Source organism: Neomoorella carbonis (genome assembly GCF_045278715.1).
Lineage (GTDB): Bacteria > Bacillota > DSM-521 > Neomoorellales > Neomoorellaceae > Neomoorella > Neomoorella carbonis.
The window spans coordinates 2,539,238-2,561,727 of record NZ_CP136420.1 but is presented as its reverse complement, the minus strand read 5'-3'; the positions used below and the strand labels follow the sequence as shown (position 1 = coordinate 2,561,727).

Here is a 22,490-nt window from a genome sequence, read left to right as displayed (position 1 = left end):
AATTTAACGCCTTGAGGAAGGCCCCGGGCTGCCTCTCTCTAGCTGGAGAAGAAACGCATCAGGCGCCAGGGAAGAAAGGATATAAAAAACCCGCACCTGGAGTGAAGGAAATGCCTGGCAGCGAACTAAACGCCATCATAAATAAAATAGCATCTGCCGGCGTGGTCGGCGCCGGCGGGGGCGGTTTCCCCACCGCCTTTAAACTGAAGACCGGAACACCTATCCAGACCGTTATCATTAACGGGGCCGAGTGCGAACCCTTGCTTAAAGTCGACCAGGAACTTATGGCCCGTTACCCGGCGGAACTCCTGGCCACTTTAGCCACCCTTGTTCAGGCCACCGGCGCCCAAACAGGGGTCATAGCCCTCAAAGAAAAATACCGGGAGGCCCATGCTGCCCTGGCAGGAGAAATAAGCAATTACCCGGGGCTAAAGCTTCACCTCCTGCCGGACGTCTACCCCATGGGGGACGAGCACTTATTGACCTATAGCGTCACCGGCCGAACAATCCCGCCGGGAGGTTTACCCCTACAGGCGGGAGCGGTAGTTCTAAACGTCGAGACTTTATATAATATCCACCAGGCTCTGAAAGGAAACCCTGTAACCCATAAGTACGTCACCGTCACCGGTGCCGTCCGGAAGCCCATCACTGCCAGGGTACCGGTCGGCACCCCGGTGCGGGAACTCCTGGCCCTGGCCGGCGGCCCGGCTGTAGACCAATACCTGCTTATCGCCGGCGGCCCCTGCATGGGTAAGGTTACAAGCATTAATGCGCCGGTTACCAAAACTACCAAGGGCATTATTGTCCTGCCCCTGGACCACCCATTGGCTTTCGGTTACCAGCGGGATCTGAACCGGGAGCTAAGACTCGCCCTCAAGGTCTGCTGCCAGTGCCAGCAGTGCACGGACTTCTGCCCGCGGCACCTTTTAGGGCATCCCCTGGAACCCCACCGGGTCATGCGCGCCGTCACCTATGGCCTGGCTGATATAACCCTGCCCCAGGCCCTGCTTTGCAGCGAGTGCGGCCTCTGCGACCTTTACGCCTGCCCCTTCAACCTCTCCCCGCGGCAGGTCAACAGGAAGATAAAGGCCGAACTGCAGCGAAAGGGTTTCCGGCCCGGCCCCTGGCAAGCTACTACCCCTTCCCCTTTCCGGGAAGGACGGCAGGTACCAACTCAACGCCTAATCAGCCGCCTCGGCTTAAGAGAGTATTGCGAACGCCCGGTAACTTTTCGGGAAGAAAACCCCACAGTTAACCAGGTCCACCTGCCCTTAAAGCAGAGCGCCGGGGTCGCGCCGGAGCCGGTAGTAAAGATAGGTGACCGGGTTTCAGCGGGGGACCTTTTAGCACGTATCAAGGACGATACCCCGGGCGCCAACCTCCATGCCAGCATCAACGGCATCATTACCGCTATCAATAGCAACATTGTCATCCAGGGAGGCGCCAACCCATAATACCCATAATGAGGCTCAATAATGGAGGTGGTGACTGATGGGTATCGCCGTCGGACTTATCGAACTTAAGAGCCTGGCGCGGGGATTAATGGTAGCCGACAGCTGTCTTAAGGCCGCGCCGGTAGACCTGAAAATACGCACTACCTGCCCCGGCAAAAGCCTGATTATCATAAGCGGCGAGATCAGCGCCGTAACGAGCGCCGTAGAACATGGCGTCGCTACCGGCGGGGTAACGGTCGTCAATAGTTTAATCCTGGGTAACCTCCATCCCGGGGTCCTGCCGGCCCTGAGCGGGGTGGCCGCAGCATCCCCTAAAGGTGCCCTGGGAGTCCTCGAGACTTTCAGCGTCACGGCCGCCATCAAAGCCGCCGACACCGCCGCCAAGGCGGCCGTTGTCGAACTCCTGGACATCCGTCCGGCCTACGGGCTGGGGGGTAAAGGGGTGGTCATCCTGACCGGTAGCGTCGGCGCTGTCCAGGCCGCCGTAAACGCCGCTACACTTCCCCTCAAAGAAGAAGGGGAACTCGTTGATGCCATCGTTCTTCCATCTCCCCATTCAAAGTTGTGGGAGCAGCTGGGGTAAAGACACCCTGCTAAGCCAAAATATGGGCCTGGATCACTACAGCCTGATGCTAGCTCACTAGTAGTTTGGAACGGAGGGGTTGTCCTTGACACCCACAGGTTTTACGGCAATGGCCCGGGTCTGAAAGCGCATAACTATAAAAGTTGTAAAAGTTGTAGTTTGACCTTTAACCTTTGTAAAGCAAGGTGACCGCTCAATGTCCACAGCCGCCCTTATCGAATTAATCACCAGGGAAGTCCTGGCCGAGCTAAAGGAACGCCGGGATAAAACTGCCGGGACCAGTACTGCAGCCCCTGCCACCCCGGCAGCCAAACGTGTTCCCGTGGCCGTATCAAATCGCCATGTTCACCTGGCCCAAAAGGAGATCGACATCCTTTTCGGCCCCGGCTACCAGCTCACCAAAAGGAACGACCTCTACCAGCCGGGAGAATTTGCCGCCAACGAAGTCGTCACCCTGGTAGGCCCGAAACTGCGCCCCCTGACCAACGTCCGCATCCTGGGGCCGGTACGTGACCGCACCCAGGTAGAGATCTCCCGCACCGATGCCATAACCTTAGGCATTCCGGCGCCGGTGCGCCGTTCCGGGGACCTGGCCGGCTCCGCCCCCATTACCCTGGTCGGCCCGAAAGGTTCAGTTACTTTACCCGAAGGGGCCATTATCGCCAACCGTCACATCCACATGAGCCCGGTCGAAGCGGAAAAGTGGGGGCTAAAAGACAACGACGAAGTCACAGTGCGTACCATTAAATCCGACCGGCCCACCATCTTCGGCGGCGTCCAGGTGCGGGTCAGCCCCAAATTCAGGCTCGTCATGCACATCGACACCGACGACGCCAATGCCGCCGGGCTCCAGTGCAACGACGAAGTGGAAATAAGGTGAGAAGATGCTCATTGCCGAAGTTACCGGGACGGTGGTCGCTACCCGGAAAAATGAAAGCCTTACCGGCAGCAAGCTCCTTCTCGTCCGGCCCTTGAACGGCGGCCGCCGGGGAGAAACCCTGGTGGCCGTGGATACCGTGGGTGCCGGCAGGGGGGAACTGGTGCTGGTGGCCACAGGGAGTGCCGCCCGCCTGGGCCTGGGTGTCCCCCAGGCCCCGGTGGACCTGGCTATCGTGGGCATTATCGATCAGGTAGAGGGGGACATCAAGGGGCTGCCGCGCTAAGTTAGCACCGCCCTTATTATCTCCTCATCCGGTTACCGGTTTGAGCATCCCCCGAGAATGCTGGCAGGAGAAGATATAGAAGCGGGAGGGAAAACCGGTGCAAATTCTGGCTCTAAACTGCGGGGGGTCTTCGATTAAATATAAAGTTTTTTCCATGCCCGAAGAAAAAGTATTGGTCCAGGGCAGCGTTGAACGCATCGGCAGCCAGGGAACTACTCTACGGCATCAAGATTTAACAGGCGAGGCGGCTGAGTGCCGGAAGCATTTACGCCGGGGTGACTATGGCGAAGCCCTGGAAGAAATCCTCAAGTTATTGCAGCCTTACCGGATTGATGCCGTCGGTCACCGGGTGGTTCACGGCGGCGCGAGCCTCCGGCGGCCGGCCCGGATTGATGCCGCTGTCCTGGCCACTTTAAAGGCCTGCTGCCAGCTGGCCCCCCTGCACAACCCGGCCAACGTTGCCGGTATCGAGGCCGTGGCGCGACTCCTGCCGGAAGTACCCCAGGTGGCCGTCTGCGACAATACTTTTCATCTGACCCTGCCGCCCCGGGCCTATCTCTACGGCCTGCCCTATGAATATTACGAGCGTTACGGCCTGCGCCGTTACGGTTTCCACGGTATAACTTTCACCTATATGGTCCACCGCGCCGCGGCAATGCTGGGACGGCGTCTGCAGGAGCTGAAAATTGTTTCCCTCATGCTCGGCAGCGGCACTACGGCCAACGCCTGCTGCGGTGGGGTATCCGTTGATGTCTCCACCGGTTTTACGCCCACGGAGGGGTTACTCCAGTCGACCCGCTGCGGCGATGTCGACCCCGGCGTCCTTGTTTATCTCCTGCGGCAGGAAGGCCTTGCCCCCGATGCCCTGGAGGAAGTCATCAACAAAAAAGGCGGCTGGCTGGGTATCTCCGGCATCAGCAACGATTACCGGGCGGTGGAAGAAGCCGCCCGTCAGGGGCATGAACGGGCCCGCCTGGCCCTGGAAGTCCTGGCCTACCGGGCGAAAAAATATATCGGCGCCTATGCGGCGGCCATGGGCGGGATTGACGTCCTGATTTTCTCCGGTGGCATCGGCGAAAAGAGTAGTATCCTGCGCCGGGAAATCTGCCGCGGCCTGGAGTTCCTGGGTATCAAGCTGGATGCTGAACGCAATGAAAACGGCAGCGGTGACCGCTTAATCTCCAGCCCCGAGGCCAGCGTCCAGGTCCTGGTGGTGCATACCGATGAAGAAGTAATGATCGCCCGGGAAACTGTAAAGGTGTTGACCGGGAAAGAGCCCTCCGGGGCTTTTGGCCAGGGGTGATCCCGATCCCATTTTACCGCAATTATTTCCAAAGGAGCTGGGCAAGCATGCGCTATCTTGCCTTTGACCTGGGAGCAGAGAGCGGCCGGGCCATAATCGGTACCCTGGAGGATGCCCGCCTCACCCTGGAAGAAGTCTATCGTTTTCCCAACGAACCGGTACGGATTCCGGACGGCCTGCACTGGGATGTTTTACGCCTCTTTCACGAAATGAAAGAAGGCCTGCGCCGGGCTGCGGCCCGCTACGGTACGGGCCTTAAAAGCCTGGCCGTCGACACCTGGGGCGTGGACTTCGGCCTCCTGGGGGAAAAGGATGTCCTCCTGGGCAATCCTTACCACTACCGGGACGACCGCACCCGGGGCATGATGGAAGAAGCTTTCAAAGTTGTACCCAGGGAAGAGATTTTTTCCCAGACGGGCATCCAGTTTATGCCCATCAACTCCCTTTACCAGCTTCTGGCCTGGCGGCAGCAGCAGCCCGCCATGTTAAGCCAGGCGCAGACCCTGTTGATGATGCCCGACCTCTTCAACTTCTTTTTTACCGGCATAAAAGCCGGGGAATTCACCAACGCCAGCACCACCCAGATGTACAACCCCCGTACCGGCACCTGGGCCACCGGGATGCTGGAAAAATTAGGATTACCGGTTGCCATCCTGCCGGCCATCAACCCGCCGGGGACGATTGTGGGCCAGATTTTACCCCGGGTGGCCCGGGAAACAGGAGCGGGGGAAATAGCCGTCATTGCCCCCGGCAGCCACGATACGGCCAGCGCCGTAGCCGCCGTGCCGGCAGCAGGGCCGGACTACATGTACATCAGCTGCGGTACCTGGTCTTTAGTAGGGGTTGAGGTCAGGGAACCGGTAATCAACGAGCAAACCTTAAGCCTCAACTTCACCAACGAAGGCGGCGTCGGCGGCACCTTCCGCCTCTTAAAGAACGTCACCGGCCTGTGGCTGGTCCAGGAGTGCCGCCGCACCTGGGAGCGCCAGGGGGAAGCTTTAAGCTATGGCGAACTTACGACTTTGGCCCGGGAGGCCAGTCCCTTGACTGCCGTTATCGACCCGGACCACCCGGCCTTCCTGAACCCGGAAGACATGCCGGCGGCCATCCAGGCCTACTGCCGGGAAACGGGCCAGCCGGTACCCCAGACTAAAGGCGAAATCGTCAGGTGCGCCCTGGAAAGCCTGGCCCTGAAATACCGCTGGGTGCTGGAAAAGCTGGAGGGTATACTGGGGAAGGAACTTCCGGTCATTCACATGGTTGGCGGCGGCACGCGGAACGAGCTTCTCTGCCGGTTTACCGCCAGTGCCACCGGGCGCCCGGTAGTGGCCGGTCCGGTGGAAGCTACGGCCGCCGGCAACCTCCTGGTCCAGGCTATGGCCATGGGAGAAGTGGGAAGCTTGAATGAAGCCCGGAAAATCGTTCGTCGTTCCTTTGCCCTGAAAACTTATGAAGCAGAAAAGACAGATGTGTGGGAGGAAAAGTATGAGGCATTTATTAGGCTGCTGGCGTAGTATTGCCCAGCCAGCATGGTAAAAAGTGGCCAGCCTGATAAATGGGCTGGCCATACTAGTGGTTTTAAACGGCTCTATGTCAATAGTTGTGGGATTAAATTTTGGGGGCAACATCCCAGGAAAATTTTTTTGATGAAATGATTACGATTCCTAAAACCAAAACTTAAGCGTTTGAGCATTTTACTTAAAGTATTCTTGCCTTCTATATAACCATTGGTGTACCGGCGGCCTTGCTGGGTGTATCTAACCAGGTTTAATATTTCTGACCTCCAGGACTTAATAGTACGAGCCCATACCCGTCCCTCTAGATTTGCAGCGCATTCTGCATTTATAAGCCAACGGCTTAAGACAATTTCTGCCTCTTCAACCCGGTCCATCTTTATGATTTGTCTTAAATCTTCTTTTAGCTGGTACAGTTCATAGAGGGACGGGTATTTATTCTTAATTTCTTCTAGCTGCTGTTGTTGTCTGGGAGTAAGTTTTTCTTTAGCCTTGAGCAAGGGTAGGCGAGGTATATTCTCCTTGCCTGCTTCTTGCTCTATCTTGCGTGCTTCATTTAAGCGACGGTTGGCATCCTGAATTACATGGAAAGGGTCTACTATTATCCTAGCTGAAGGAAAGATTGCTTTTATTAACTTGCGCCAGGAGTCTTTCATGTCAATTACTACTGCTTCTACTTTAACCCCGGCTTTTTTGAGCCCCTCCAGGTAAGCCTTTATAGTTGCTTTCCTGTCATCACCCAAAATCGTCAAAGGCCTCTTATCCGGTTCCAGGCGCCCTACTACGCATACATAATCATTCCCGCTAAAGGACAGTTCATCTAAGGTTAAGACTATGGGCTCTTGAGTATCATCTGCTGGAAGACCGGACTGGATATACTTGTCTAGTAATCTTATAACCCTATTAGGAGTAAGGTGTAATATTCGGGCTGCATAGGTAAAGCTCATCCTCTGGGCATAATACACTACTGTCTGCACTCCTAGTTTTGTAAATCTGGCCCAGGGGATGGTATTCGGAGGACGAAGGGTAAAAGTCTTATGACAATGGTAACACTTATACCGTACAGGAACCCAGGATAAAAAAATCCATCTCCCGTATAAAAAAGCGTGACGAATTTTCCTTTCTTGGGGCTTCCGGTTCTTCTTTAAAATGCCGTGCTTATGTAATTTGCCTTTGTTACATGCAGGGCATAATGCTGGCGGGTCTAGCGTCACCCTTAACACAATATCTTTACGTTCCTGCTGTTCTCCTAAAATGGACGGGAGTATTTTATCAAAATTCTCTTGTCCATTGGGGGTGATCGTGCTATTCTTATTCATGGGGGCACTCCTTTCCTGTTGGGGTTTTGTTTGCTAATATTGATTTGGATGTGCCCCCATCTTTTTCCTCCTTTAGCTCCTAATAAAATCTCTTCTCCTCTGTCCTTCCATATCTACCTATCCCTTCCCACACTTTTTATTATAGAGCCGTTTTAAACTTGACAGACAAACAGGAAGAGGGTAAAATAAAAAGTGCATATGCGGAAGTAGCTCAGTGGTAGAGCATCGGCTTCCCAAGCCGAGGGTCGCGGGTTCGAATCCCGTTTTCCGCTCCAGCTATAAATATCAATGGTTTGCTGGTTCGGCCTAGCAGGTTTCTATAACAAGAAATGGGGTAGGCCGACGCTTTAAAACCCACCGTAAGGAGCATAGTCAGTAGTTTGCTCCTTATTTTTTTCACCCTGATATGCCTTTCCCAGCACTTCAATAGCTCGTCCACCCTCCAGATAGCCCGTTCCTTGACCACCGGCTCGTATAAGATATACGGAGTTCCCGGGCATGGGGCCGTGTGACAGCGGGGCCGTCGGGCTAAGCTAATAGACGGCATAACCTGGGTGCCACTGCGTGCCCTGGTAGTACAAACATAATAAGGAGTGAAAGAGAAGCCCCCTTTATCACACAAAAATGCCCCCGTAAACAGGGGGCTAAAGGACCAGGAATTTTGCACAGAATTTTAGTCATCCCCAAAGAACAGCAGGATGAGGATTAGGAACAGGATAAAAGCAAATCTATGACGGAAAAACCCAAAGCCGTCCATAAAGGCCCTCCTTTCCCATTTCTTACTATATTGTATGAAACAGGCGGAGATGTGTGAGTGTTAACATCTAAATCTGGATCTCGTTGATGACGATGCAGCGGAGGCGGTGCGTCGGACACTGCTTATCCTAAATGAGAGAAGCCCCTGGCCCGCGGGTCGACCGCGGGCCAGGGGCTTTTTTTGTGCGCCCGGCATGGGCGTTAAACCGCCGGAGGCGGACCCGCATGTCCGGTGGTGTGAGAGGACGGGGATTAATCGCCCCCTCCTACTCGATGTCACATAATGCCTGGCCGGATTTAGTTTTTAGGGATCTACCTGTACGGGTTCAATCTCAATAGCGCAGATACGGCCTACGGGAATTATGATTGCCCTCATGATCTGCTTATCAACGATTTTACCGCCGCTGAAAATCTTTAGGAAAAGGCAATCGCCCGGTGCGGGAAGCAGAACAGCAAAATTAAAGACGAAAAATAATTTGGATCCGTTTATGACTTTCTTGCAACAATCTCCACACTCGAACTCAATGCCAATTTTTTGTTTTTCGTTGTCCTGCAACTTGTTAATGGCGGCCTCTAGCCCTTCCAATACCGGATCTTTTGTTTCAGTTGAACCATCTTTAATCTTGTCAAAAATGGTGTTCAAATCAGCTTCTGACATCGGGACCACTCCTTTTTTGTCTTTGATTTATAATATGGTTCTGCAAGGAAAAATGTTCCATAAAACCGGCGAAGAAGCCAGGTGTAAGGTTTTTTTATAAAAACCAAGTCCATGGAGCAAAATAGGGAAGGAAGTTAAATTAGGAAGGCGGTTAATAATGGGCCTGGAAAAGCCGGATAATAGTTTGCTGGTGATTTTCGGTGGTACGGGGGACCTGGCTCGCCGTAAACTTTACCCGGCTTTATATAACCTCTTTGTCGATGGTTTTCTCCCGCCTGCCCTGCAGATAGTGGCCGTGGGGCGGCGCCTATTTACCCCGGAGAGTTTTCGTAACGTGATACTATTCCCTTCCCTGCAGGCCTTTTCCCGCCGCGCCTCTAACCTGGACGCCTATTTTGAGCCCTTTGCCAGACGCCTGCACTATTTCCGGACCGATATTTATGACCTGGAGGGATATACCCGCCTCAGGAAGTTGCTGGCGGAAATGGATGAGGCGGCCGGCTGCCGGGGCAACCGCATCTTTTACCTGGCCGTGGCTCCGGAACACTTTGGCCCCTTGGTCAGGAGTTTAAAGGAAGCAGGCCTGGTGCCAGCCCGGGGCTGGCAGCGCGTAGTCATTGAGAAACCCTTTGGTTATGATCTGCCTTCGGCGGCTGAATTAAACCGCCAGCTTCGAGCGGCTTTCAGCGAGGAAGAAATATACCGCATCGATCATTACCTGGGTAAAGAAATGATCCAGAACATCATGGTCATCCGCTTTGCCAATACCTTCTTTGAGCCGGTCTGGAATAATAAATATATTGACCACGTCCAGATTACTTTGGCGGAAACGGTGGGCGTGGCGGAGCGGGGCAGCTATTACGAGCGCGCCGGGGCCCTGCGGGACATGGTCCAGAACCACCTCCTGCAGCTGGTGACCCTGGTGGCCATGGAACCGCCGGCCAGCCTGGCTGCTGAAGCTATTCACGATGAAAAGGTAAAGGTGCTGCGCTCATTACGCCCCCTGGACGCGGCGGCAGTCAGCAGGAACGTCATCCGCGGCCAGTACGGTGCCGGGGAGATAGATGGGCAAACGGTACCGCCTTACCGCCGGGAAAAGGAAGTGGCCCCTGATTCCACGACGGAAACTTTTGTCGCTTTAAAGCTTTTCATCGAAAACTTCCGCTGGGCCGGCGTGCCTTTTTACCTGCGTACGGGCAAGCGCCTGCCGGTTAAAGTGACGGAAATTATCCTCCAGTTCAAATCCCTGCCGGATATCCTGTATTTTAGGGAATACGGTGAATTACGCCCCAATCTCCTGGTCATCCGCGTTCAGCCCCTGGAAGGCGTCTACGTCCAGCTCAATGCGAAGCGGCCGGGGAATAATAATTACATCGTACCCATCTGCCTGAACTTTTGCCAGACCTGCGAGGTGGGCGTTAATTCCCCCGAAGCCTATGAGCGCCTGCTTTATGATGTAATGCGGGGGGACCCCACCCTTTTCACCCGCTGGGATGAGGTGGAGGCGGCCTGGCGGTTTGTGGACCCCATTGCCAATGCCTGGGCGGCGAGGCCGCCCCTTTTTCCCAATTACGCCGCCGGCCAGTGGGGACCACCGGCGGCCCAGGAGCTTGTAATCCGGGATGGACGTTACTGGTGGCAGCAAGATGAATTGGTATGTTTTAAAGAAAGTACCGGGCAAGGGGTTGGTCCTTTTTAGTTGCCAATGGTCTCGCTTTGTAGTTGCTAAATGAACCTGGCTGGCATGGCCAAGCTTGCCGGTGGAGGTGAGAGATTGAATTGCATATTTATGACATCTCCCTACCTATTTACCCGGGTATGCCGGTCTACAAAAACAAGGGGGAAAAGCAGCCGCAAACGGAAATCACCCGTAACTATGAAGATGGCGTCAGAGAAACGCGCTGGCTCCTGGACAGCCACACCGGGACCCATATCGATGCCCCCGCCCATGTAATCCCCGGCGGGGCCACCACCGCCGACCTGGACCTGTCGCTTTTAATCGGATCCTGTCGGGTGCTGGACCTGACGGCAGTCAACGACCGGATTACAGCCAGGGACCTGGAGGGCCAGCCCGTCCGGTCCGGCGACTTTATTCTCCTGAAAACTAAAAACTCCTGGGCTGCCGGAAATGAAGCCGGCTTTATTTACCTGGATGCCGGAGCCGCCTCCTATATAGTTCAAAAGGGGGTGCGCGGCGTCGGCTTGGATGCCCTGGGGGTGGAGCGGGACCAGCCCGGTTATCCAACCCACCGGACTTTGCTGGAAAACGGGGTTGTTATCATTGAAGGCTTACGGCTAAAGGGGGTTCCCCCGGGGGTTTACCATATACTGGCTCTTCCCCTCCCCCTCCTGGGGGCTGAAGCGGCACCGGCCCGGGTAGTGCTGCTGGAAAGGTAGAAAGCTGGGTCCCCGGCTTAATTATAACTTTTTACGCCGGAATAGCCTGGCGGCACCCTGCCGATACTAAAGGAAAAGTACAGGCGGGGTGTTTTTTATGGAGCGACAAATTTTACGGGTAAATTTAAGCGACGGCAGCATCCGCCAGGAAGATATACCGGCAAAGGTATGCCGTGACTTTATCGGCGGCCGGCCTCTGGCGGTCAGATATCTTTATGGCGAACTGGCCGCGGGAGTAGCACCATTAAGCCCGGAGAATATTTTAATTTTTAGCGCCGGCCCCCTGGCCGGCAGCGGGGCCAGGGGGGTTAACCGCTGGCTGGCGGTGACCAAAAGCCCTTTAAGCGGGGGTTTTATCCGTTCCGTTGGCGGCAGCGATTTCGGTGCCTGGCTCCATGGTGCCGGGTACGAAATACTCCTTTTGACCGGCCAGGCCGCCGAGCCGGTTTATCTCTACCTGGGGCCCCGGGGCCAGGTAGAACTGCGGCCGGCAAAAGACCTCTGGGGACAGGGGACGCAGGCTACCCAGGCCGAACTGCGCCGGCGCCATGGCCGGGAGGCGCGCGTGGCCTGCATCGGCCCGGCGGGGGAAAACCTGGTGCGCTATGCCAGCATAGTGAGCAACCACAGTACGGCCGCTCGCGGCGGGGTGGGAACCGTCATGGGGGCCAAAAAACTTAAAGCTGTTGTCGTAGAATCCGAACCGGATATACCTGCGGCTGACAGGGAGCTCTGGTCCCGCCTGCTGGGGCGACAGCGGGAATTGATTGACCGTCGGGATCACCGGGCACCTTTACCGGGGGCTATAAAGGGTGCCATTTTACCCACCCGCAATTTCCAGGGCGCCTGGCAGGCGGATGTTGATCCGGTTAACCAGCCTCACCTCCTGGAGCGAGAAGGACCGGAGTTCCAGACCTGCTGGGCCCTGGGTGCCAACCCGGGTCATTTCGATCCCGACCTGCTAGCGCTAGCCAATGAACGCTGCAACGATCTGGGTCTGGACACGGTTTCCACCGGGGGAAGTATTGTCTTTGCCTATGAACTGCAGCAACGGGGTTTACTTAAAGCTGAGGGCTTTGACCTGGGCTGGGAACGACCGCAAGCCACCCTGGAATTGATCTCCATGATTGCCTACCGGAAAGGTCTCGGTGAACTCCTGGCTGAAGGAGTGAACCGGGCAGCAGAGTACATCGGTTTCGGGGCGGCTGAATATGCTATGACCGTTAAAGGGATTGAGATGCCGGGTTATGATCCTCGGGTGCGCCCCCTCCACGGCCTGGGGATGGTCGTTTCGGCCCTGGGAGGCAGCTACTGCTACGGCAAGGCTCTCCATGCCGGTCTTTTTGCCGCTGACCGGGAAGGGGAAGACCTGGTAGACCAGGTAAGCCGCATCCAGGAGACGACAGCAGCCCTGGAAACAGGTATAGGCTGCCTGTTTGCCCACCTGGGCGGCTGGTTGCCCCTGGAACTGATGACTGCAATGTTGACTGCCGTTACCGGTACGGAGCTGACCCTGGAGGAACTTCATATGGCCGCCACAAGGAGCCTTACCCTGGAGCGGGCCTTCAACCTGCGGGAGGGCCTGGGCCGGGAAGTAGACACCCTGCCGGCCAGGTTCCTGCGAGAAGGTATTGCTGCCGGGGAGATTAAAGCTGGACCCTTTACCAATTTGCCAGAATTAGTGCAGGCTTATTATCGCCGCTGCGGCTGGGATGATCAGGGACGCCCGGAGCCGGCTACCCTGGAACGCCTGGGTTTGGAACTGATACGCCTGGACCAGCCCCGGGAGTTCAAGGTGGCCTTCAGCCGGGAGTTGATATAAAAAAATTAGGACGCGTATAGATAAGCATAAAAGCAACTAAAGGGGCAACCACGTGCCCCTTAGTTATTAAAAAGGTCTTTTACCAACACTTCCTTGCTGATTTTTAGATGTTTTGCCACGTCAACTAGTATGCCATTAAGAGTACCTACTCTTAATGTATTATGGCGGGGAATGGTGATATGATGTTCACCGTTAAACATAGTGGTGAGACGTAGATGGCTCACAGTCTGCCGGGTTATCTGATAACCGAACTTGGCGAGTAGCCCGGCTAGTTCTTCCCCGCTTATGTCCCTCGGGATTTTCATACGGCGATTACTTCATCCTTTACAAAATGGAGGCGAATCGCCCGCGGTAAATCCTTTTCTTCAAAATGGCAGCGAACTGCATCGCGAACAGAATCCTTAAGTTCTTCCACTGATTTACCCTCTGTAAAAATGGAATAACCGAGAGCCCGAGCTTCGTAACCGCCTTCAGGAGACTCTTCGACAAGGAAGAGAATTTCTTGATCCAAGTTGATGCATACCTCCTCGTTTAAGCAAAATTTAAATCAGCTCCGGGTCGAAAAGCAACTTTCTACTTAATATTTTATCACTCTCGAGCTTTTAGCAAAAGCAGTGTCTTATCCCATGGCAACCATCTCGGTAAAATTTTTTACGTTTCCTTAACAACCAGCAGGATTTTCTTTTTTTGTGTAGAAACTTAATAAATAACTTAAAGAAACTTATTAACGGCAAAGATAATTAGATTAACAAACTAACTACCAATTTCACAAAGTAGGTCCTTTATCCTGAGGACATCCAGTCCCTAAACCTGCGGGGCGCATAAAGGCACCATTAGAGGATGTACTTTTAAGGAGCAATACTTATGGTCGTCACCGGTACCCCAAAACTGATACGCGAACTCAACGCCCGCCTGATCATCGATACCATCCGCGAGGCTGGGAGCCTGTCCCGGGCCGAAGTGGCCAGGCAACTGGGGCTTAGTGCTCCAACGGTTTCCCTGATTATTGAACAGTTACTCAATAAGGGCATTTTGCAAGAAACCGGCATCGGGGATTCCAGCGGGGGGCGCCGGCCTATCCTGCTGGCTCTGAATCCTAACTACCGCTATGTCGCCGGTGTAGATTTAAGCAAGCAGGAGATTGGCATTGCTCTGGGCAACCTGAACGGCGAGCTAATTGGCGATACGGCGCTAACCTTCAGCTCTGGGGATGCCGGGGAAAGTGTTCTCAACCGGGTGGCCGGCGCCATAAAAGACCTGTGCCGTGATAAAGGTATCGAACTGCGGCTGCTGGCAGCTATAGCCCTGGCCGTTCCCGGCGTTTACGATCCGGCCTCCGGTCTGGTAAAAATGGTAGCCCGATCCTTCGACTGGGAAGGATTGCAGCCGGAAAAAATCTTCAAAGCCCACTTCGCCGCCCCCGTCCTGATCAAAAACGACGTCAACACCGCTGCCCTGGGCGAGTTTTGGCGCGGTCAGGGTCGCGGTACGAAGAACATGGCTTATATCAGCGTCGGCCTGGGTATCGGCGCGGGCATCATTTTGAACGGCCAGTTGCTGGAGGGCTGTCACGGCGCTGCCGGCGAGATCGGCTTCATGGCTCTGGGAAAAGAAGCCCTGGAACCGGCCTATCGCCGCTATGGTCACCTGGAAACTATCGCGTCGACGGCAACGGTGGTGGAAAAGGCGCGGGAAATAGTTGCAGCCGGCAGGCCCGGCCTGCTCCTGGGCCTCTCCCGCGGTGAGGCGGGCAAAGTGGATTTTCGTATGGTCTGCCGGGCGGCATGTTTAGAAGATGAAGACGCCAGGGAATTGCTGGCGGAGATGGCTTGCTGGGTCGGCCTGGCCATAACCAACCTGCAGCAGGTCCTGGACCTGGAACTAATTGTTATCGGCGGCGAAGTTCTGGCGGCAGGCGAATTTTTTTTGACTAAACTACGGGAAACTGTAAGTACGATTATTAGCCAGCCGCCCCGGATCCTTTTCTCTTCACTTCAGGAAAAAACAGGATTGTTCGGAACTTTTGCCGTAGCCCTTGATTATGTTTATGATAACTTGTTTTAAACCTCCGACAGATAGCTCCTGAAGGGGGTGATGGCGGAAGAAAGGTAGACAGGTGTCGGGCAGTTGAGTCGAATAGCGACAAACAAAAAGAAAAAGAAGGGGTGCGTTATTGATGCAAAGGCGAAAATTATGGGTATTTGGCGTACTGTTGCTTCTGGCTGTCATCACAACAGGATGCGGCGGGCAAAAGGCGAGCCAGACGCCGGAAAGCAAAGCCGGACAGGGAACAGAAGAGAACAAGCTGGTGATTTATACCGCCCGGGAAAAAGGAGTCACCGATATAGTGATACCCAAGTTTGAGGAGCGGTACCCGGAGTATAAAGGCCAGGTCCAGGTGCTGAGCATGGGGGCTCAGGAAATCCTGGAACGTGTCAGGGCCGAGAAGGAGAATCCGCAGGGAGACGTGTGGTGGGGCGGTACGCAGCAGGCACTGGGGCTGGCGGCGAAAGAAGGATTGCTGGCAACTTTAAAGCCCAGCTTTGCCGAAAAGATACCAGCTGCGTATAAAGATCCTGGCGGGATGTGGTATGGAGAAATTCTCCTACCTGAAGTAATCATGTATAACACTCAGGCGCTTAAACCCGAGGATGTACCAAAAGACTGGGACGACTTGCTGGATGCTAAATGGAAGGACAAGATTATAATTCGCGGTGTTACCGCTTCCGGGACGATGCGCACGATTTACGCGGCGATGATTTATCGCTTTTTCAAAGAAGACGGAAAACCCGATCGGGGATTTGAATGGCTGAAGAAGTTGGATGCGAACACCAAGGAGTATACGCCTAATCCGACGACGCTGTATTTGAAGCTGGCGCGGCAAGAGGGCGTTTTGAGCCTCTGGAATATGCAGGATATCCTCATTCAAAAGGACCAGAAGGGGATGCCTTTTGGTTATGTGATACCTGCCAGCGGGGCCCCTATCCTGGTTGACGGGGTGGCGGTGATAAAAGGAGCCAAACATCCCAAGGCGGCAGAGAAGTTTCTTGAATTCTTATTTGAAGAGAAAATGCAGGTGGAGTTAGCCGAAAAGGCATTCCAGATCCCGGCCATAAAGATAAACGAGGCCCAACTCCCCCAGTGGCTGAAAGGGGTTAACTTAAAGGCTTTGGACTTGAATTGGGATGTGATGGCCTCTAAAGAGAAGGAATGGATCGAGTACTGGGATCAAAATATCAAGGGTAAAGGCAGGCAATAACTGTGATTACAGTTACCCTGAAAAACGTTTCTAAAGTATTTCCCGGTGGCAACGTGGTGGTCAAGGATATCAACCTGACCATCCGCGCCGGAGAGTTTTTTACTCTCCTGGGGCCGTCTGGTTGCGGCAAAACAACCACTTTGCGTATGATAGCCGGTTTTAATTATCCTTCGGCGGGAAGTATTTTCTTTGACGACCGTGATGTCACCCATTTACCGCCCAATGAGCGCGGTACGGGGATGGTTTTCCAGAACTACGCCCTCTTTCCTCACATGACGGTATTTGAAAATGTTGCCTTTGGCCTGCGGGTCCGCAAGGTCCCGCAGGCTCAAATTCGCGAGCGTGTTGCTGCCGCCCTTGCCCAGGTAAGGCTTGCCGGGATGGAAGAGCGCCGTATTGACCAGCTTTCGGGTGGGCAACAGCAGCGGGTGGCCCTGGCCAGGGCGCTGGTAATTCAACCTAATTTACTTCTTTTAGATGAACCCCTTTCCAATCTTGATGCCAAGCTGCGAGAAGAAACGCGCACAGAAATTCGACGTTTACAGTTGGCGTCTGGCATTACAGCCATTTACGTCACCCACGATCAAGCAGAGGCCATGGCCATTTCTGACCGCATTGCTGTCATGGAGGGCGGGCGGGTTCACCAGGTGGGCACACCGCCGGAGATTTATCACCGGCCGGCTACCCGGTTTGTAGCCACCTTTATTGGTAAGAGCAACCTGCTCGAGGGTGTCGTTGACAGGATAGATGGGAACAGGGGGTTGGTGAAGGTTGCTGGCAATCTCGTAATCGGGGTAGACCTGGAGCGCCGTAATCCGCAGGTGAAAGCAATCCCCGGCAACCGCGTCTTGCTGGCGGTGCGACCGGAAGGAATCCAGCTGGCTCAACCCGGCGAAATGGACAACGTGCTGGCGGGAACGGTTTTAGGGGTGGAATTTGGCGGTGCCTACACTGAATATACCGTCGGTGTTAATAATTTGAAGCTGGTAGCTTCAGTTGCGGCCTCCGAGGGCGAGCTACGGCGCAAGAATGACCCCATTAAGCTAAAACTTCCCCCGGAAAGAATCTACCTGGTGGAGTGAGAAGCATGTCAAGGCACACCTGGATCGATAGCTGGCAGCGCGCCACTACCTCCCCCCTATTTACCTATATTATCATAGCTCCCCTGGTACTGGTGCTATGGGGCTATGTGATGCAGCCGTTGCTGGCCACATTTTTATCCAGCGTTACTACCCCTGAAGGCGGCTTAACCCTTGCGCATTACCGGGAATTTTTTCACTGGGGTGCTAATCTGGAGGCCCTTTTTACCAGCCTCTTGATTTCAGTTCTTAGCGTGTTAACCACAAGCGCGGTTGGTGTCGGCCTGGCGTTTTTACTCCACCGTTTCGAGTTTCCAGGGCGAAAGTTGCTGGAAACGCTGGCCCTGGTGCCCATGGCCCTACCGCCGCTGATTGGTGTTCTCACTTTTATGTTCCTCTTTTCAGAAAGCGGTATAATTCCGCGCGGCTTGCAAGTGCTGTTCGGGCTGGAAAAAGTTCCGTTCGCCCTCAAGGGCATTGGCGGCGTCCTGATGGTCCACACCTTTACCATGTATCCCTATTTTTATTTATCCGCTGCGGCGGCTTTTGCGGGGATGGATCCTTCAATAGAAGAAGCGGCGTATAACCTGGGGGCGCACCGCTGGCAGGTCTGGACGCGAGTAATCCTGCCCATGCTTACTCCCGCGCTGGTTGCCGGCTCGTTATTGGTTTTTATGATCTCTATGGCTTCATATACTGCCCCGCTAATTTTTGGCGTCGACCGGACTATGACCATGCAAATCTATATCTCCCGGACCAATGGCAATCTGGCCCTGGCCTCAGCCCAGTCAACCATCCTTTCAGCGGTTTCCATTACCTTCCTGGTGCTGATGCGCTGGTATCAGGGGAGGCGGACCTACCGCAGCCTGTCTAAAGGGGTGACTGCTCTCCGCATGGAAGTCCGCAATCCGGTTATGCGTTACCTGGCCATGGCAGGGGCGATAATCGCCGTCATTTTACTGCTGTTGCCAATCCTGACCCTGGTACTGATATCCTTTTCCAAGGATACTACCTGGACGGTGCAGGTTTTGCCTCCCCAATACACCCTGGAGAATTACGTCCGCCTGTTTACCGATCCCCGTGCCTGGGAGCCCATCCGCAACAGCCTGGAAATGAGTGCTATTGCCGCCGGCGGAGACATTATTCTGGGCGTTGCCGCTGCTTACGTGATGACGCGCTTGGCCTTTAAGGGGAAAGGCCTCTTGGACGCTGCCGTCATGCTGCCGTGGGCCCTGCCCGGCACGGTGGTAGGTATTAACCTGATTACAGCCTTTAACCGGCCTTCTATTTTTAGCCTGGGACAGGTACTGGTAGGAACTTTCTGGATTTTACCCCTGGCCTACTTTGTTCGTTTTGCCCCCCTTGTATTCCGTTCCAGTGCGGCGGCCCTGGCCCAGCTCGATCCCAGCCTTGAGGAAGCTGCACGCAACCTGGGCGCCAGCTGGTGGTACAGTTTCCGCCGGGTTACCCTGCCTTTAATGCTGCGTGGAGTAGTTGGAGGCGCGCTCATGGCCTTTGTCCAGGGGGTGGGGGAGTTTGTCGCTTCGATTTTGATCTATACCCACAGCAGCCGGCCCATATCCGTAGAGATTAATAACCGCATGTATTCCTTTGAATTTGGTACTGCGGCAGCCTATGGCGTTTTGCAGATACTCCTGATCTTAGTAGTACTGTTCCTCACGAAACGCATGGAGCAGGGTAGCACCAGCAATATAAATTTGAGTTGAGGTTCAAATACGCCGGTGGTAAGAGGATGAAGAGGTGAACATTATTGAAGTTGCGCTCAGAAATTGTGGCCCGGGATGGGATTGCCTTTCCGGGCAGGAGCTTTGTCGAAGCCGTACTGCGGCCTATTTATGATGAGGCTAAAACAAATTTGCTGCTTCCCATGATAGATATTCATAAAGCCCATCTTGTAATGCTGGTGGAACAGGGGATAGTGGGACGGGAAGTGGCCCGGAAAATCGTGGCGGCCGTGAACAGCCTGGATCTGGAGGCGTTAGCCAGGTCTGATTATGACGGGCAATACGAAGATTTATTTTTCCGGGTAGAAGACCTACTGCTTCAATATGCTGGGGACGTCGCCGGCAACCTGCACATTGCTCGCAGCAGGAACGACATGGGAGTAACCATGTACCGGATGGTGCTGAGGGAGAGAATCCTGGAAGCCATTGACGCCGCGATAAAATTGTATGAAGCACTACTGGCAATGGCGGAAGAGCATGCCGGCACCGTCATGCTGGCCCATACTCATACCCAGCAAGCTCAACCCACAACCCTGGGACACTGGTTCCTGGCCGCCGCCGATGCCTTGTCTCGCGATATCGACAGGTTAAAAGGGGCATATGCCTGTGTAAATCTCAGTCCCATGGGAGCTGCTGCCTTCAGCACTTCCGGTTATCCTATCCGCCGGGAGCGGGTGGCGGAACTACTGGGTTTCGCTGGTCTGATAGAGAACTCCTACGATGCCATTGCCTCGGCCGACTACCTGAGCGGGACGGCGGCCGCTGCCATACTCATAGCCATCCATATCGGGCGGCTGGTACAGGATATGCTCCAGTGGTGCACCGGTGAGTTCCGCAGGATTCGTGTTGCCGACCCGTACGTGCAAATCAGCAGCATCATGCCCCAAAAGCGCAATCCGGTATCCCTGGAACATGCCCGCGCCTTATTGAGCAGTGCGGCCGGTGACGCCACAACCGTCATGCAGATGTTGCATAACACACCCTTCGGTGACATAGTCGATACCGAAGATGATATGCAACCTTATCTCTGGCATTCCCTCTTAACTTTAACCAGGGTTTTGCGGCTTCTGGCAGCGGTTGTTACAACCCTTGAAGTGGACAGGGACTACCTGCTCGAACAGGCTCGCGCCAGCTATGCCAACGTGACGGAATTGGCCGATACTCTGGTAAGAGAGTTCGGTCTGCCGTTCCGGACAGCCCACCGCATCGTTGCCATTGCTGTAAAAGAAACTATGAAGCATGGCGGGGAAGATGTACGGCAGCTGAAAGTTGATATTGTCGAAGCAGCGGCGGAAAAGATTTTAGGACGGCATCTGGGACTGCAACCGCAGCAGCTCAAGCGGGCGCTGGACCCGGAGCATTTTGTTGCGGTGCGCCAGGGGCGGGGTGGTGTGGCCCCGGTAGAAGTAAAACGTATGTTAGCGTCGCGCAACGACATTCTGGACGGCATGAAGATTTGGCTGCACGAAGCACGACAAGGGCTCCAGGAGGCAAGAGCTAAGCTGGAAACAGCCTGGTCAGAATTAGGAACATTGGGGTAGCTCAAAAGGGTTTGCATAATTTTGGGGGAAAGGCCGGGGAAGGCCCCTGGATAAGGAAGTGATTGACAGCAGTGCAACATGATACCAGGTTTTTGGTAACGGGTGACCTTAATCTAGATCTTATTATAAAAGATCTTGAAGCAATGCCCGACCCCGGGCAGGAGCTTTTTATACCCGATGTTTACTTTACCGTGGGCGGGAGCGCGGCTAACACCGCGGTAGCGTTAGCAAAACTGGGGGAGCAGGTAAGCCTGCATGGGTACCGAAGTGACGATTACTTTAGCCAGTATATAAGTAAAACCCTGGAAGAGATGGGTGTGGATACTTCGTTATTGCAAGTTGTGGCCGGCTACAAAACAGGCCTCAGTATAGCTCTCACTTCCAGCAAGGATCGTTCCTTTATAAGTTATCAGGGCAGCAACGCTGCTTATCGACCCCTGATACCGGCCGGGGAGTTGAAGCATTTTACCCACCTCCATATTTCCGCCCTTAACTGGAAGATTAATTTAGCAGCATATAGACAACTACTGCAGGCAGCCAGGGAACAGGGCCTGAGTACGTCCCTGGATACGGGTTGGTCTGAATTTGCGGCGATGCGAGAAGAAATTCTGGGCCTGCTGACCCTGGTAGATATATTCTTTCCCAATGAAGCAGAAGCCCTCGCCCTGACAGGAAAGGAAAGCTGGGAAAAAGCTTTAAAGGTACTGGGAGAACAGGTACGGGTGGCTGTCATTACCAGGGGCCGGCGCGGCGTGGCTGTGCAAAGCGAAAGAGAGCGCTTTAGCTTACCTGCCTTTGCTGTCCAAAGCGTTGACGCTGTTGGAGCTGGAGACGCCTTTGCTGCAGGTTTTTTGAGCGCTTACTCTAAAGGATGGGATCTTAAAAAGTGCGCTCTCTGGGCCAGCGCCTGTGGTGCACTGGCCGCAACCCGGTGGGGCGGGGCGACGGGGGCGCCTACCGCAGCCGAGGTACAGGCCTTTTTCACCGAGAAGGGTATAGGATGCTAGCAGATACCAGCGGGGAGGTTTACCGCGCCTTTCGGCCGGGGAACAGGGTACCCCGGATGGTGCTACAGCTGTCTAGACGAGGGCTAAGCCGGGTGAGGTGGTTAACCATGAAGATAGTGCTAGCCAGAGACTACCAGCATTTGAGCCGGCTGGGAGCCAGCCTGGTAACGAGGGCTATTAAACAAAAACCCAATTTAGTCCTGGGCCTGGCTACCGGAGAAACCCCTTTGGGCCTTTACCAGGAACTGGTCAAGCTTTACCGGCAGGGAAACCTGGATTTTAGCCGCGTGGTTACTTTCAACCTGGATGAATATTACGGATTACCTCCCGATGACCCCCACAGCTATCATTATTATATGGAAACGAATTTCTTCAAGCACGTTAACCTGCGGCGGGAAAACGTCCATCTGCCGCCCGGCCGGCCGGAAAATGTAGTAGCAGCCTGCGCCGCTTATGAAGCCGCCATCGCCGCGGCAGGGGGCATTGATCTCCAAATCCTCGGGATAGGCCAGAACGGTCACATAGGTTTCAATGAGCCCGGAGCAGCCCTGAACGCCACTACGCATCTCGTTGACCTGGCGCCGGAAACCATTCTGGCCAACGCCCGGTTTTTTTCCTGCGTTGAGGAGGTACCGCGCCGGGCCATCTCAATGGGAATAGGGACCATTATGAAGGCCAGGCGGATTTTACTTCTGGCCAGTGGAGAGGATAAAGCTCTGGCGGTGGCGCAGGCCCTGGAGGGGCCGGTGACTACAAGGGTGCCAGCCTCCCTGCTGCAGCTGCACCCCTGTGTAACAGTGATCCTGGACCGGGCGGCGGCCGGGCAGCTCAATGGTAAAACGAACAGGGAAGAAGAACCTGTGTGCTGTTGATGTTTTTGGATCTGGTCC

At 54.7% G+C, this 22,490-nt stretch carries 20 protein-coding genes and 1 tRNA gene; 17 read left to right on the top strand and 4 right to left on the bottom strand.

Annotated elements, in window-relative coordinates; all coding sequences use genetic code 11:
• Positions 1-110: 110 nt before the first annotated feature.
• The 6 genes from MCACP_RS12980 (at position 111) to MCACP_RS12955 (ending at position 6,017) form a co-directional block, all read left to right on the top strand.
• Positions 111-1,454, top strand: coding sequence for a 4Fe-4S dicluster domain-containing protein (locus MCACP_RS12980; RefSeq protein WP_406677166.1), 1,344 nt, complete (start codon positions 111-113; stop codon positions 1,452-1,454).
• A gap of 37 nt (positions 1,455-1,491) precedes the next feature.
• Positions 1,492-2,037: a BMC domain-containing protein gene (locus tag MCACP_RS12975; protein ID WP_406677165.1), complete on the top strand. Its 546-nt coding sequence runs from the start codon at positions 1,492-1,494 to the stop codon at positions 2,035-2,037.
• 196 nt (positions 2,038-2,233) lie between these two features.
• The gene (pduL, locus tag MCACP_RS12970; protein ID WP_406677164.1) at positions 2,234-2,917 is read left to right on the top strand and encodes a phosphate propanoyltransferase; all 684 of its coding nucleotides are present in this window, start codon (positions 2,234-2,236) and stop codon (positions 2,915-2,917) included.
• Between the two features lie 4 nt (positions 2,918-2,921).
• Positions 2,922-3,200: a EutN/CcmL family microcompartment protein gene (locus MCACP_RS12965; protein WP_406677163.1), complete on the top strand. Its 279-nt coding sequence runs from the start codon at positions 2,922-2,924 to the stop codon at positions 3,198-3,200.
• Between the two features lie 97 nt (positions 3,201-3,297).
• Complete coding sequence (locus MCACP_RS12960; RefSeq protein WP_406677162.1) at positions 3,298-4,503, top strand: acetate/propionate family kinase; 1,206 nt, start codon at positions 3,298-3,300, stop codon at positions 4,501-4,503.
• 47 nt (positions 4,504-4,550) lie between these two features.
• On the top strand, positions 4,551-6,017 hold the full coding sequence (locus MCACP_RS12955; RefSeq protein WP_406677161.1) for a rhamnulokinase: 1,467 nt from the start codon (positions 4,551-4,553) through the stop codon (positions 6,015-6,017).
• A 74-nt stretch (positions 6,018-6,091) separates the two neighbouring features.
• Here the strand turns inward: MCACP_RS12955 and MCACP_RS12950 are convergent, their stop codons facing one another.
• A complete protein-coding gene (locus MCACP_RS12950) occupies positions 6,092-7,336 on the bottom strand; it encodes an ISL3 family transposase (RefSeq protein ID WP_406677160.1) in 1,245 nt (414 codons plus the stop codon).
• A gap of 200 nt (positions 7,337-7,536) precedes the next feature.
• Here MCACP_RS12950 and MCACP_RS12945 point away from each other — a divergent pair.
• Positions 7,537-7,611: transfer RNA gene (locus tag MCACP_RS12945), tRNA-Gly, on the top strand.
• 785 nt (positions 7,612-8,396) lie between these two features.
• Here the strand turns inward: MCACP_RS12945 and MCACP_RS12940 are convergent.
• Positions 8,397-8,750 (bottom strand): hypothetical protein, encoded by a 354-nt coding sequence (locus MCACP_RS12940; RefSeq protein ID WP_406677159.1) that lies wholly within the window; start codon positions 8,748-8,750, stop codon positions 8,397-8,399.
• 157 nt (positions 8,751-8,907) lie between these two features.
• On the opposite strand from MCACP_RS12940, the gene zwf reads away from it, so the two are divergent.
• The 3 genes from zwf (at position 8,908) to MCACP_RS12925 (ending at position 12,969) form a co-directional block, all read left to right on the top strand.
• Positions 8,908-10,449 carry a glucose-6-phosphate dehydrogenase gene (gene zwf / locus MCACP_RS12935; protein ID WP_406677158.1) on the top strand — a complete coding sequence of 514 codons (1,542 nt, stop codon included), beginning with the start codon at positions 8,908-8,910 and terminating at the stop codon, positions 10,447-10,449.
• An 80-nt stretch (positions 10,450-10,529) separates the two neighbouring features.
• Positions 10,530-11,147 (top strand): cyclase family protein, encoded by a 618-nt coding sequence (locus tag MCACP_RS12930; protein WP_406677157.1) that lies wholly within the window; start codon positions 10,530-10,532, stop codon positions 11,145-11,147.
• Positions 11,148-11,244: 97 nt separating this feature from the next.
• The gene (locus MCACP_RS12925) at positions 11,245-12,969 is read left to right on the top strand and encodes an aldehyde ferredoxin oxidoreductase family protein (protein WP_406677156.1); all 1,725 of its coding nucleotides are present in this window, start codon (positions 11,245-11,247) and stop codon (positions 12,967-12,969) included.
• Between the two features lie 59 nt (positions 12,970-13,028).
• On the opposite strand, the gene MCACP_RS12920 is transcribed toward MCACP_RS12925, so the two are convergent.
• Entirely contained in the window at positions 13,029-13,274 is a 246-nt protein-coding gene (locus MCACP_RS12920; protein WP_406677155.1) for a type II toxin-antitoxin system HicA family toxin, read from the bottom strand.
• Positions 13,271-13,480 (bottom strand): 2-oxoisovalerate dehydrogenase, encoded by a 210-nt coding sequence (locus MCACP_RS12915; RefSeq protein WP_406677154.1) that lies wholly within the window; start codon positions 13,478-13,480, stop codon positions 13,271-13,273. The genes MCACP_RS12920 and MCACP_RS12915 overlap by 4 nt, the downstream gene beginning before the upstream one ends.
• 353 nt (positions 13,481-13,833) lie before the next feature.
• On the opposite strand from MCACP_RS12915, the gene MCACP_RS12910 reads away from it, so the two are divergent.
• The 7 genes from MCACP_RS12910 (at position 13,834) to nagB (ending at position 22,472) form a co-directional block, all read left to right on the top strand.
• Entirely contained in the window at positions 13,834-15,033 is a 1,200-nt protein-coding gene (locus tag MCACP_RS12910) for an ROK family transcriptional regulator (protein ID WP_406677153.1), read from the top strand.
• A 112-nt stretch (positions 15,034-15,145) separates the two neighbouring features.
• Positions 15,146-16,228 carry an extracellular solute-binding protein gene (locus MCACP_RS12905; RefSeq protein ID WP_406678755.1) on the top strand — a complete coding sequence of 361 codons (1,083 nt, stop codon included), beginning with the start codon at positions 15,146-15,148 and terminating at the stop codon, positions 16,226-16,228.
• Between the two features lie 2 nt (positions 16,229-16,230).
• The gene (locus MCACP_RS12900; RefSeq protein WP_406677152.1) at positions 16,231-17,310 is read left to right on the top strand and encodes an ABC transporter ATP-binding protein; all 1,080 of its coding nucleotides are present in this window, start codon (positions 16,231-16,233) and stop codon (positions 17,308-17,310) included.
• Between the two features lie 5 nt (positions 17,311-17,315).
• Positions 17,316-19,034: an ABC transporter permease gene (locus MCACP_RS12895; RefSeq protein ID WP_406677151.1), complete on the top strand. Its 1,719-nt coding sequence runs from the start codon at positions 17,316-17,318 to the stop codon at positions 19,032-19,034.
• Between the two features lie 44 nt (positions 19,035-19,078).
• On the top strand, positions 19,079-20,593 hold the full coding sequence (gene argH, locus MCACP_RS12890) for an argininosuccinate lyase (protein ID WP_406677150.1): 1,515 nt from the start codon (positions 19,079-19,081) through the stop codon (positions 20,591-20,593).
• Positions 20,594-20,664: 71 nt separating this feature from the next.
• A complete protein-coding gene (locus MCACP_RS12885; RefSeq protein ID WP_406678754.1) occupies positions 20,665-21,600 on the top strand; it encodes a carbohydrate kinase family protein in 936 nt (311 codons plus the stop codon).
• A gap of 107 nt (positions 21,601-21,707) precedes the next feature.
• Positions 21,708-22,472: a glucosamine-6-phosphate deaminase gene (gene nagB / locus MCACP_RS12880; RefSeq protein ID WP_406677148.1), complete on the top strand. Its 765-nt coding sequence runs from the start codon at positions 21,708-21,710 to the stop codon at positions 22,470-22,472.
• Positions 22,473-22,490 lie beyond the last annotated feature (18 nt).